Below are 12,678 nucleotides of genomic sequence, written 5' to 3'. Positions count from 1 at the left end.
AAAAATAAGGAATTTAAAATCCTATCAAAAATTTTATTGATTTTGTTTTTATCTTTATACAAATAAATTTTATGAAAAAACTTTTACTCTTTTGTTTCCTAACAGGTTACCTAACCGTTTCTGCACAAACGGAGCTTGTTTTTGTTTACTTTACGGATAAGCCTAATAAAGCTGCTTTTTATGCCAATCCGCTGTCAGAGCTCAGCCAGAAATCACTCAACAGACGTACAATGCTGGGAATACCGCTTAATGATCAGGATGCTCCTATTGAACAGTCTTACCTTCAGAATCTTCAAAATTTGGGATTTGTTGTTAAGGATTACTCAAAATGGCTTAATGGAGCAGCTGTAAATGCCACTCCGGCGCAAAAAACGTTATTACAGGCCCAATCTTATGTTTCCTCTGTTGAAAGTTTTGCCAGAAACACTTCTACTACCGTGAAAACATCATCAGGAAAATGGAAAGACGATGCCAGTATCAATAAAACACTTACCAACTTCAATTATGGATCAGGGGCAGGACAAATAGACCAGGTGAATATCCGGCCGCTTCATCTGGCAGGTTATACGGGAACAGGAGTTTCCATAGCGGTAATTGATGCAGGATTCCCAACTGTGAATACAGGAGCTGCCTTTACAAGATTATGGACGAATAATCATATCAAAGCTTCTTATGATTTTGTTACCAAAACCGCAGATATTTATAATACGGCTCTCAGTACTCATGGTTCCGTTGTGTTAGGTGTTATTGGCGGATATCTTCAAGACGTTTTTGCAGGAGCTGCACCTGATGCTGATTTTTACCTTTACCGCAGTGAAAATGCTACCGTAGAGATTCCCGAAGAAGAGCTATACTGGATTGAGGCGGCTGAGGAAGCAGACAGAAAAGGAGTTGAAATCATTACTTCATCATTGGGTTACAATATTTTTGACGAAAGCCGTTACAATTATACGTATGCCAATATGGATGGCAATACCTCCTTTATTGCCCGCGGAGCAGGCATTGCTGCTGAAAAAGGTATTTTTGTTCTTGCCGCTGCCGGTAACTCGGGACAACAGCCGTGGCATTACCTTATGACACCCGCTGATAATGCTAAAGTATTTTCTATCGGATCTGTAGATTCTGCCGGAAATGCTTCAGGGTTTTCTTCTTTCGGGCCTAATGCTCTCGGGGTGGTAAAACCGGACGGAAGTACCCAGGGAACCGGTACGACAACCGTTTATGATAATGCTACCTTAATTGTGAATGGAACTTCAATTGCGACTCCTATTGCTGCCGGCGGTGTTGCATGTCTTATCCAGGCGTTTCCAGCGATGAACAGAGAGCAGATGAGAACAAAGCTGAGACAGACGGCATCACTTTATCCTGCCCATTCGGATCAGATGGGATTTGGAATCCTTAATTTCGGAAGCTTATACAATCTTGTTCTGAATACATCTGAAATTGTAAAAAAAGAAACGTATTCTATCTTTCCGAATCCTGCAAAAAACATTCTTAATGTAGCATCAGAACAAGAAGTTCAGTCCCTGGAAATATATGATAATCTGGGAAGATTAATCAGAAAAAGCAACCAGCAGAAATCTATAAAAGTGGAAGATTTTGCAAAAGGAACCTATTATCTGAAAATTCAGACGAAGGATAAGGTTTTCTATGAAAAATTCTTAAAGGAATAATTATTTGTCTCCTGCACATCCAACAGATTGAACAGATTCTATATTTTATTTGATCTGTTGAATGTGTGAAAACTATTTTTTCTCAAACTGTATATCCTATGTTTTGGCTGAAGCCGGAGGATTGGTTAATAAAAAAAGAATGGGCATCCTTCTACTACGCTCAGGATTATAACCCATTCCTATTGATATCCTATTACTTTCGTAATAACTTATGCAGAATTCCTACTGGCATTAATATTTCCGAATAATGAACGCGTCACCAGCTTTTCGTAAGCTTCTTTGTTCCCTTCTCCTTTCTGAATTTTCATCAAAGCATACTGCTGGATACTTAACAGCGGAAGCACAATCTTCTCACGGATCTTCACAGATTTTCTGGATAAAGGATCTTCTTCCTGAAGCATTTTAAATCCTGTCAGCTCCAACATAATATCTCTGGAAAGCTCGTATTCATCGAAAAGAATATTCCAGAATGCTCCAAATTTCGGGTTATTTTTAATATAATAAGTCAATGGGAAGTAAGACTTGTTCATACTCATCATGGAGTTCAAAACTAAAGTTTTAAAGAAATCCGAACCTTTGTACAGTTCTCTTACCTCTTCAAATCTGCCCTGCTCTTTCATCTTTTGCATCGCATATCCAAAACCGAAAAATCCCGGTACATTCTGTTTTAATTGTGACCATGAGCCTACAAACGGGATGGCTCTCAGATCTTCAAATTTAAGCTCGCTTCCGTTTCCTCTTTTTGAAGGGCGGCTTCCGATATTCGTTTTTCCGTAATATTCAAGCGTACTCATTTCCTGAAGGTAAGGCACAAACATGGGATGCGCTTTCAGATCCGAATATTTTTTATAGCTGATATCTGCAAGCTCTATAATCAAAGCTCTTTCCTTTTCTGTAAGTTCTTTTTTTGAATTTTTAAATACATCATTTTCAACACCTGCTGTCAGAAGCTGTTCAAAGTTGTATTTTGCCTGCTCCTTGTTTCCGAAAATACTGGTAATCGTCTGCCCCTGAATGGTTAATTCAATCTTATTATTGGCAATCGTTTTTCCCTGGGAAGCATAGAAATCGTGGGTTTTTCCACCTCCTCTTGCCGGCGGGCCTCCCCTGCCATCAAAGAAAACAACTTTAATATTATTCTGTTCCGAAAGTTTTGTGAGTACTTCTTTGGCTTTATAGATTTCCCAGTTGGCTTTTAAATATCCTCCGTCTTTGGTTCCATCTGAGAATCCAAGCATAATCGTCTGCTGGTTTCCTCTTTTCTCAAGATGCTTTTTGTAGACTGGATTATGATACAGCTCATTCATTACATTTTCTGCATTGGCAAGCCCTTCCATGGTTTCAAAAAGCGGAACAATATCCATATTGATCTCTTCATCTTTATAACCGCAGATTTTAAAGAAGGCATATACGTTCATCACGTCTTTTACGGCATCAGAATTGGAAATAATATAGCGGTTCATGCCTCGTAATCCATTCAGATCCTGAATTTCTGAAACCTGAGAAACCGTTAACAAAGTATCTTTTACAATGTCTTCGAAATCATCTGCATTTATTTTTTCAGAAATCTGAATCAGCTTATTGAATTTCTTCTCGTAATCAGCCTCTTCATTTCCATATACTTTTGCATACACCTCATCAATAACTTTCTGGTGAATTCTGCTGTCCTGACGGATATCCAAGGTTGCAAAGTGAGTACCGAAGATCATCACACGGTCTCTGAAATTAATCAAAAGATCTAAAAACAAAGAGTTATGTTCGTTGGTCAGTATTTTTTCTGCTTCGGCTGCTTTCTTTAAAATATCTTCTGCTTTAATGTCTTTTCCATCAAAAATGGCAGCATACAGCTCTTCGCTTAATTGGGTTAACACTTCGGAAACGCCTCTGAAACTCAATCTTCTCCTGATAAATTTTAAGTGGCTGTAGTATGATTTCAGAATAGCAGAACGAAGTTCTTCCGCTACTCTTTTCGTTACCTCTGCTGTTACAAAAGGATTTCCGTCTCTGTCACCTCCCGGCCAGAAACCAAGCTGGATAATATCTTCATGAAGGTGAAAATGACCGTTCCCGAAAGTCTTTTTGATCTTCGTAAACAGTTCGCCAATGGTATCATAATATACATATCTCAGATAAGAAATAATGCTCAGTGCCTCATCTATTGGAGTCGGTTTTTCTTTGTTGACAAAAGGAGTTTTCCCCAGCTGCTGCAGAAGCGTATCAATCTGAGTCACCGAATCATGGGTAATAGCCCCTCTCAAATCCTGAATAATTCTCTGTACCGAACTTGGATAAAACTGAGTAGGATGCGCAGTAAATACAACCTTAACGCTAAAATCTTTCAATTTTTCGCGTACTTTTTCAATTTTATGATCCTGAAAAGAACGTTCAAAGAGATTGGTTACCGTACCGTTATCACTTTCAGAATGAAGGTTGGGAAATGCAGCATCCTCAATACTATCGAACAAAACAACCTGTCTTTCTATATACTGGATGATCTTGAAAAGCAGTTCAAGTTTCTGCTCTTCGTTCTGAAGATCGGTATGGTTTTTAAAAAATTCTTCGACGATATTTTCAGGAGTTTTTCCTGCTTCATAGCCGGTTCTGCTTTCTTCATAGAGAAACGGAAGCAGCATTCCGATATTCGTCATTTTATCATAAGGCAGGCTCATAAATAATGAATTGTAGATCTGGAACTTATTTTCCACGATCTGCCTGAATTTTTCTGCGCGTTGGTCATGTATCATAGTAACAAATGTAAGCGATTTTAAAATTAATTTAATTGACAAATGACAAAAATTGAGGGCAAAATGCAAAAAAATAATAGTAAATTTACTCTATACATCATCTGTAATCCATGAAAAAAATATTGACTTTCTTACTCATTACCCTTCTATTCATCTCTTGTGAAAAAGATTGTTACAATGCACCATTACCCATCATTTTTGAGTTCGTCAATTCCAATAATGAAAATCTTATCACCAATGGAACATTAACAACTTATTCTATTCAGGATGAAAATAATGCCAGTGTGCAATTATCCAAAACATCCGATAATAGAGTCCTTTTAGAAAACGTAGGGGCTTATAATGGAACAAAAAAGTATAAATTCTTTTCTAATATTAAAGACCTGGATTTTTCAATTCAGTCATCAGAATTTAATGGAGGGTGTGATGGCTATCAAATCAATAAATTAACGTTTACAGGTATAGATATTGATGTAACTGCTGAAAAAGGATATTATAAAATTGTATTGGAATAATTCTCTTTCTTAAATTTGTACAGACAACACATTCTCTATGAAAGTAATCATCGCATTTTCCCTGATTCTCTCTAATCTGCTTTACAGCCAGATCAAGGTTCCCGATGATTATAAAAAAATTCCTGATATCCTTGATACCGCAGAATACCTCTATCCTTTCATAGTTCCTGATAAAGATTATGCTTACTGGCGCGTTCTCAGCAATGATATGGATTATGAAAAAGCAGTTATCTACGAAAGCCAGGCTCCTGATTTTATGACGATCAATGAACCTGTTCCTGAAAGAGGTTTTTTCCAGAAATGCATCGGGAACAATTGTTTTTCATACATTCTTGCGTGTAAAAACGAAAGGGCTGTTTATTTTTCCAGTGAACAACAGCTGAGAGATTTTATAGGAACTGTTGATAATCTTCCTGAAGCGATTTTACTGGCCAAAACGTATGGTTATTCGGTAGATACAAGCAACCGTTTTACCGGAGCTTATAAAATGGACAACCGTCATTTTTCTATGTATCTTATGCAGTCTAAGGGCTGTCCGGCTGTGAAAGAGTCTTTTTTAGTTACAATCAACAGAAGAACCGGAAAGCTGGAAGCGAAAAGGAATGGAGTATATGCGAAAGATGAAAACTGTACTTCTCTGTAACCGCTTTTTTGGAAAATAGTAAGCTTTTTAGGCTGATAAAGGGAATTAAGGGAAGATACTTTATTCTTAGAACTCATCTATTTTGGATTTGAAAAGTTATCATCTAAAAACAAAAGGGCTGCTTGCCTCAATAGCTTTCATAAAACTGAATGATAGCAATTTTAAAATTTTATTAACTCACTTTTCTTTTTTCATTCCGTAAATTTGGCTTAAAATAAATTTAGAATAATGCTTAATTTCGAGTTTAAAAATCCTACAAAAATACTTTTTGGAAAAGGCGAAATCGCTAAAATCTCCAAAGAAATCCCCAAAGACGCGAGAATATTAATGATTTACGGCGGTGGAAGCATCAAAAACAATGGTGTTTACGATCAGGTAAAAGAGGCGTTGAAAGACCATGATTTATATGAATTTGGTGGAGTTCCTGCCAATCCTGAATATGAAATTCTGATCAATGCCCTAAGCTTTATCAAAGAAAAAAACATCACTTACCTTCTTGCTGTAGGGGGCGGATCTGTAATTGACGGCACAAAATTTCTTTCTGCAGCAGCCAATTATGATGGTGAACCGTGGGAGATCCTGAGAAAGTCGGTAAGAACATTTGAAGGACAGGGAATGCCTTTCGGAAGTATTTTAACACTGCCTGCAACAGGTTCGGAAATGAATTCAGGTTACGTTATTTCCAGAAGAGAAACCAATGAGAAATTATCTTCAGGAGGACCCGGGCTTTTCCCGCAGTTTTCTGTACTGGATCCGGAAGTGATCAGATCTATTCCGAAAAATCAAATCGTGAACGGAATCACAGATGCCTATACTCACGTTTTAGAGCAATATATGACGGCTCCTTCTTCTGCGGACCTTCAGGAAAGAATTGCAGAAAGCATTCTGATCAGTCTACAGGAAACCGCTCCTAAAGTACTGGCTGATGATTTCAACTATGATGCTGCCGGAAACTTTATGTGGTGCTGTACAATGGCTTTGAACGGACTGATCCAGAAAGGAGTGATTACAGACTGGGCAGTACATGCTATGGGACACGAGCTGACAGCATATTTCGGTATTGATCATGCAAGAACCCTGGCAATTATTGCACCTTCTCATTACCGTTACAATTTCGAAGATAAAAAAGGAAAACTGGCTCAGTACGCTGAAAGAGTCTGGGGAATCAAAGAAGGAACTGTAGAAGAGAAAGCTGAACTGGGTATTAAAAAACTGGAAGAATTCTTCCACAGTCTTCACATCAAAACCAGACTTTCCGAATATACGGAGGACTTTAAAGGAACTGCTGAAAAAGTTGAAAAAGCTTTTACGGATAGAAACTGGCTTGGCCTTGGAGAATATAAAAAACTGACTCCGCAGGACGCGTATAAGATTGTAGAAATGAGCTACTAGGAATTTAAAGTTTAAGGTTTAAAATTCTAAGTTTAAGGTTTAGTATTTTACATTCTGACTGAAGCCGGAGTGGCTTTTAATTGTATAGGAAGCGGGCTTTTGTCCGCTTCTTTTGATGTTAGATAAAGGGATAATATCTTTTGTCTTTAAATCAATTTTTTATTTTTAAAAGGAATTTATCTGCTCGAAAATACTGATTTTATTCTCAAAATTATTTAATTTACAAACATTCGTTTAAAAATTCACTATTTCATTACAGATATTTCAAATTTATTTATATTTTAGCATATTCTTAAATTTGTGAAAATGAAAAAACAGCTACTTTTATTTGCCTTTTCTGCCCTGGCGCTTACTTCTTGTAAAGATGACAATCTTGAAGCTTATGATATGGAAATCATGAAGGGAGACTGGAAGGAAGTTAAAAGAGAAATTATTTCCGGAAAAGATAATAAAACAGTGCTTCAAATGTATCCAAACACCGGATGTGCAACCAAAAATACTCTTTTCTTCAGAACAGATTATTATGTGAGCTATACAGCATATACAGGAACAGGTGCAGACTGTCAAATGGATCAGAAAAGTGAGGGAAGATACACTTATGATGCTGACTCAAAAGTTATTGGAATTAAACTTGATGATGAGGGTACGGTCAATTACAGAATAGATGTATTGACAGGCAAAAATTTAAAAATGGCTCAGCAGTCAGGACTATTTGATATGGACGGAGATAAAATTCCCGACATTCCTTATATTACCTACGAAAGATAAATTATAAACTCCCGTTAATCGGGAGTTTTTTTATTACTTTTATAGTTAAATTTAAAACTGAATATAATGAAGAAGATTCTATCAGCATTTCTATTGCTGTACTTTGCTATTGCCTTTTCTCAGGAGAAAAAACCCATGTTCTGGCAAGACATCCAGGAGTTTAAAAAGCTTGACCAGCAAAATCCGCCTCAAAAGGATGCTATCCTTTTTCTGGGAAGCTCATCATTCACAAAATGGACGGATGTAGCAGATTATTTCCCGGGTAAAACTATTATCAACAGAGGGTTTGGAGGATCAAGACTTACGGATCTTAATGATTTTGCGAATGACCTTTTAGCTCCTTATCAGCCCAAACAGATCATTATTTACTGTGGCGAAAATGATTTTGCAGATAATCACCAGCTAAAAGCCAAAGTGGTCGTTAACCGATTCAAAAGCTTTTACAGAAAAATACGTGAGAGATTTCCTGATATTGAAATAGATTATATCTCGATCAAATATTCGCCAAGCAGAGAAGTGATCTGGCCTCAAATAAAAATAGCCAACAAAAAGATCGCTGCCTTTATGAAAAAAGAACCCAATGCTGAATTCATTGATGTTACAAAAGCAATGGAAGATGCTGACGGAAACGTAAGAAAAGATATTTTTGTGGAAGATATGCTTCACTTTAAGCCGGAAGGATATAACATCTGGGCTAAGGTGATCACTCCTTATCTGAAATAAAAAATAAGCTGGATTTTCAGGATGAGGACTTGCTTTAAAATAAAAAACGATTCCCGTATCAGGAATCGTTTTTATTTTATTTCTTTCTTTTCGATTTAGATTTTGCTTTCTGCTGAGCCCTGTTGGCTCCATATTTCTTAGGTGCTTTTCTTTTGGAAGGTCCACCCCAGTTTTCTTTGGTATTTTTAGCCTTTTTCTCATGGAATGCTCCACCGCCATCATTCAGTTTTACCTGTGCAGGATTTTTCATAACGATCTGCTCTTCTTCAGCGGCGATCTTTTTAGGATTGATCTTAACTTCCTCAGGAAATTCATTAAATTTCAATGCCTTATCCATCAAAAGCTCAATATCCAGAAGTAAAGGTTCTTCTTTTTTCGTTACAAAAACCAAAGCTGTTCCTTCTTTATCTGCTCTACCCGTTCTACCGATTCTGTGGATATATTGTTCGGGAATATCGGGCGTTTCAAAATTGATTACATGAGTAATATTTGAAATATCAAGACCTCTTGCCATTACATCCGTCGTAATCAAACCTCTGATCTCTTCATTTTCAAACCTTTTCATTGCTTTTAGTCTGTAGTTTTGTGATTTATTCGAGTGGATCACATCAAACTGTTCAGGGAAAAGCTCATCAATTTTAGTAAAGAGCAAATCGGCATGTCTCTTATTATTATTAAAAATCAATACTTTGGACATATCAGTATTGGTCTTCAGTAAATGTTCAAGTAAATTGATTTTAGTATTAAAGTTTTCAACTTTGTAACCAATCTGCTCTATTTTCTCCAGTGGCGTTCCGGATTTAGCCAACGAAATTTCAATTGGACTGGCAAAATACACATCCAGCATTTCATCTACCGCTTCCGTCATGGTTGCAGAGAAAAGAATATTCTGTCTCTTCTCTTTCATCATTTCAAAAATGTGAGTAAGCTGTGGTCTGAAACCCAGGTTAAGCATCTCATCAAACTCATCAATGATCAGCTTCTGAACTTCTTTCAGAGAAATAGCGTTGTCTATAGAAAGATCCATTACTCTTCCCGGTGTTCCTACCAGAATATCGCAGCCATCGTTGAACAATAGTTTTTGGGTATTGATATTCTTTCCTCCGTATATTCCGATTACTCTTGCAGTGATATTTTCTGTCAGTTTTTCAAGAATTTCTGTTACCTGCACCACCAGTTCTCTTGTAGGAACAAGCACCAAAACAGTTGGGTTTCCTGTCTTGCTGTATTTCCAGGTTTTCAGAACGGGTAAAAGATAAGCTAATGTTTTCCCGGTTCCTGTCTGCGCAATTCCCATTACATCTCTTCCCGAAAGTATAGGCTTTAAGCTCTTCTCCTGAATTGGAGTAGGTTCAAATAATTCCAGATCCGCTAAAACATCGAGAATTTTAACCGGAAGGTCAAAATCCGCAAAAGTGAGTTTTTCCATTTTGCAAAGATAGGTATTTAATTAGAAGTTGAAAATTAGAGGTGGCAGATATTAGACAGCAGGTTTTAGGGAGTAGCTATCTGAATATAGAAAATCGCTGCCAAATGCATTGATATTTTCAGCAACAAAGAACCACCAGCAAGAAGTTAACATGCTAATTTACCTTTACACTTTCACTGATTATTTTAATATCATCATCTATCCATTTGCTGGAAGTAACGATAACATACCCTTTCTTTTTCGGATCTTTTCTGATAGGAAATTGCTCTTCTTCCCACTGATTACAATGGGTTGAGATAGGAGGCAATAATGGCTTCCAGTCAGTTTTATCCAAAGTATACACATAAAACGGATGCCAGCAGCTGGTACACCAATTCGGATAAAAGCCAATCTCATCTTTCCCATCGCCATTAAGATCTCCCAGATTATACAGACTTCCCTGGTTTGCGGGTATGATCTTTATAGGCTTTATGTTTTTATCACTGAAATAAATAGTGGTTTCACACTTTCCTTCACATTCCTCACCACATTCGCTGACTTTTGTGTAAGCGTATTCTTTTGTTCCGCTGCCATCAAAATCTCCCTGAAGTTTCTCTTCATTTGTTTGCTGAGCGAAACTATAAGAACTGAATAAGGCGATTACTGGTATAATAAGCGTTTTCATTGTTGGCTGAAATTACGGGTTGCAGGTATAACAGAGTGTTGAGTAAGAGACGGGATTTTTGGGTGGATAATTGGTTTTTAAATTACGTTTATTTTCTGGTTACCCTCAGCAGGATGATTACGACCAAAAGGATCGAAAAGATAAAGCCTAAAACTGCTACTACCGAAAGTTCTCCTATTCTGGGTCCTGATTCCGAAGAAAAAACGATAGCAGTGGCTATGATATTTGCCCCTAGAACCATGGCTAGTATAAGATTCACCACACTGGATTTGATGAGCTGGTTGGTCTTCTCTATATTTTTGATTTCGCTGGAAACGGTGAATTTATTATCATCCAGTTTTTGAAGAACGGAACGAAGTTCTTTGGGGATTTCATCTACATTATCCGTGAAATTCATCATCCTGTCCATCCCTGTCTTTAACAGGTTCTTAGGGCTTATTTTCCTGGTGAAAATCTTTTTGGTGTAAGGATGAAGACTTTTAACAATATCAAGATCTGGATTAATACTCCTTCCCACCCCTTCTATCAGGCTGATTCCTTTGAATAAAAGATAAAAATAATCCGGCATATAGAGCCTGTTATCTTTTAGAATATCCTTCATCTTGTTGATGATTAGCTGTACATTGATATCTTGTAATGATGAACTGTGAACAAAATTCAGAATTTCTTCCACATCATTTTCAAAACGCCTTTCATCAGGTATTTCATAGCTTATGGCCATTTTTTTGAGAGAACGGACTATTTTATGAGAGTTTTTGGCGACGAAGCTTATGATAAGATTTTCAAGAATTTCTTTATCATTAGGCAGAATTTTCCCAATTGCTCCAAAATCAATGAAAACAATTTTACCGTCTTTTCTCACTAAAATATTTCCGGCATGAGGATCAGCATGAAAAAATCCATAGTCTAAAATCTGTGATACAAAAAGTCTTAATCCTGTTTCTGAAACCTTTACAGGATCGATATCATTTTCCACCAGGGCAGATGTATCGGTTACTTTGATCCCATCAATAAATTCCATACAGAGAATATTGTTGTTGGAAAACTCTTCGTATACTTTAGGAACATAAGTTTCTTTATTGTTCTTAAAATTCACACGGAACTGCAGGATATTGTTCTTTTCATTGATCAGGGAAACTTCTTCCAGCAAAGACCTTTCAAAGGTAGAAATAGCCTGTTTCAGATTCAGCTTTTCTCCTATTTCCGAGTAGGCAGATATCAGCTTTTCAATATCTTTAATCAAAAGTAAGTCATCTTCAATGACTGACTGTACATTAGGCTTTCTCAATTTTAAAATCACAGGACTGCCATCCAGCAGAACAGCCTTATAAACCTGCGCAATGGAAGCAGTAGCCAAAGGTTTTTTTTGGATTTCTCGGAAATAATCTTTCACAGAAATATTAAATTCATTTTCCAGTGCTTCCTCTACATCCATCTCTACTGTTTCCACTTTGTCCTGAAGCCTCTGCAGCTCCTGAATCAATTCCGGCGGTAATAGGTCTTCTCTGTTACTGAATGTCTGACCCAATTTTACAAACGTAGGTCCCAGCTCTTCAAGAGCCAGTCTTATTCTTTCGTAAACGGTTCCTTTTGAAATGATTTCATCTGAATTACCGGAGGAAGATTCTTCCTGTTTATTTCCATTCATTCTTGCAAGAATATCTTTGAATCCATATTTACTTAGTACGGAAATCAGTCTTGCGGATCTTTTCAGTTTTCTTTGAGGCTTGTCAAACATAGTGTATCAATAGTAGATGCAATTTACTCCAAAAATTGTTCCTTTATGAAAAGAATTATGACTACAAAACCGATGAATAAATTAAAAATAATAACACATAACCAATATTTTAAAGAATAAAATACATCAATAACAACAAAATAGCATCATATATTATAAAAATTAATATATTTACAGCGTACAAAATTAAAACAAATCAAAAATATTAGCACATGAAAAATTTACGTAACAACAAACTTTCAAGAGCGCAATTAAAAGGGATTGCAGGAAGCGGGATCATTATCGGAAACTGCTCCAACGAATGCTGCCCTAAAGATGGAAGACCAAGATGTCCAAAATTGATCTGCCCTGCTGTAGTATGTCCTGAGTATATGTAAGCTGCTCAAAAA

11 protein-coding genes are annotated in these 12,678 nt (G+C 36.8%); 7 read left to right on the top strand and 4 right to left on the bottom strand.

Going from position 1 to position 12,678, the window contains the following annotated elements:
• The first annotated feature begins 71 nt into the window (after nucleotides 1–71).
• Nucleotides 72–1,673 carry a S8/S53 family peptidase gene (locus tag EK417_RS08775; protein ID WP_136521934.1) on the top strand — a complete coding sequence of 534 codons (1,602 nt, stop codon included), beginning with the start codon at nucleotides 72–74 and terminating at the stop codon, nucleotides 1,671–1,673.
• A 209-nt stretch (nucleotides 1,674–1,882) separates the two neighbouring features.
• On the opposite strand, the gene EK417_RS08770 is transcribed toward EK417_RS08775, so the two are convergent.
• Nucleotides 1,883–4,417 carry a phosphoenolpyruvate carboxylase gene (locus EK417_RS08770; protein ID WP_136521933.1) on the bottom strand — a complete coding sequence of 845 codons (2,535 nt, stop codon included), beginning with the start codon at nucleotides 4,415–4,417 and terminating at the stop codon, nucleotides 1,883–1,885.
• 110 nt (nucleotides 4,418–4,527) lie between these two features.
• Here EK417_RS08770 and EK417_RS08765 point away from each other — a divergent pair, with 110 nt between their 5' ends.
• The 5 genes from EK417_RS08765 to EK417_RS08745 all read left to right on the top strand — a co-directional run bounded on the left by EK417_RS08765 (nucleotide 4,528) and on the right by EK417_RS08745 (nucleotide 8,458).
• Nucleotides 4,528–4,932: a hypothetical protein gene (locus tag EK417_RS08765; protein WP_136521932.1), complete on the top strand. Its 405-nt coding sequence runs from the start codon at nucleotides 4,528–4,530 to the stop codon at nucleotides 4,930–4,932.
• Nucleotides 4,933–4,969: 37 nt separating this feature from the next.
• Complete coding sequence (locus EK417_RS08760; protein WP_136521931.1) at nucleotides 4,970–5,575, top strand: hypothetical protein; 606 nt, start codon at nucleotides 4,970–4,972, stop codon at nucleotides 5,573–5,575.
• Between the two features lie 228 nt (nucleotides 5,576–5,803).
• Nucleotides 5,804–6,967, top strand: a complete 1,164-nt coding sequence (locus EK417_RS08755; protein ID WP_076594269.1) for an iron-containing alcohol dehydrogenase — start codon at nucleotides 5,804–5,806, stop codon at nucleotides 6,965–6,967.
• A gap of 306 nt (nucleotides 6,968–7,273) precedes the next feature.
• On the top strand, nucleotides 7,274–7,735 hold the full coding sequence (locus EK417_RS08750) for a lipocalin-like domain-containing protein (RefSeq protein ID WP_076594268.1): 462 nt from the start codon (nucleotides 7,274–7,276) through the stop codon (nucleotides 7,733–7,735).
• Between the two features lie 66 nt (nucleotides 7,736–7,801).
• Nucleotides 7,802–8,458: a GDSL-type esterase/lipase family protein gene (locus EK417_RS08745; protein WP_076594267.1), complete on the top strand. Its 657-nt coding sequence runs from the start codon at nucleotides 7,802–7,804 to the stop codon at nucleotides 8,456–8,458.
• A gap of 76 nt (nucleotides 8,459–8,534) precedes the next feature.
• On the opposite strand, the gene EK417_RS08740 is transcribed toward EK417_RS08745, so the two are convergent.
• The 3 genes from EK417_RS08740 to EK417_RS08730 form a co-directional block, all read right to left on the bottom strand.
• Nucleotides 8,535–9,887 carry a DEAD/DEAH box helicase gene (locus tag EK417_RS08740; protein ID WP_136521930.1) on the bottom strand — a complete coding sequence of 451 codons (1,353 nt, stop codon included), beginning with the start codon at nucleotides 9,885–9,887 and terminating at the stop codon, nucleotides 8,535–8,537.
• Nucleotides 9,888–10,041: 154 nt separating this feature from the next.
• Nucleotides 10,042–10,551 (bottom strand): hypothetical protein, encoded by a 510-nt coding sequence (locus EK417_RS08735; protein WP_110367258.1) that lies wholly within the window; start codon nucleotides 10,549–10,551, stop codon nucleotides 10,042–10,044.
• Between the two features lie 88 nt (nucleotides 10,552–10,639).
• Nucleotides 10,640–12,289 carry an ABC1 kinase family protein gene (locus EK417_RS08730; protein ID WP_110367259.1) on the bottom strand — a complete coding sequence of 550 codons (1,650 nt, stop codon included), beginning with the start codon at nucleotides 12,287–12,289 and terminating at the stop codon, nucleotides 10,640–10,642.
• A 212-nt stretch (nucleotides 12,290–12,501) separates the two neighbouring features.
• Between EK417_RS08730 and EK417_RS21035 the strand changes: the two genes are divergently transcribed.
• A complete protein-coding gene (locus EK417_RS21035) occupies nucleotides 12,502–12,666 on the top strand; it encodes a hypothetical protein (RefSeq protein ID WP_168801959.1) in 165 nt (54 codons plus the stop codon).
• Nucleotides 12,667–12,678 lie beyond the last annotated feature (12 nt).

The organism is Chryseobacterium candidae (assembly GCF_004916905.1).
GTDB lineage: Bacteria > Bacteroidota > Bacteroidia > Flavobacteriales > Weeksellaceae > Chryseobacterium > Chryseobacterium candidae.
This window is presented reverse-complemented; position numbering and strand designations above follow the sequence as displayed.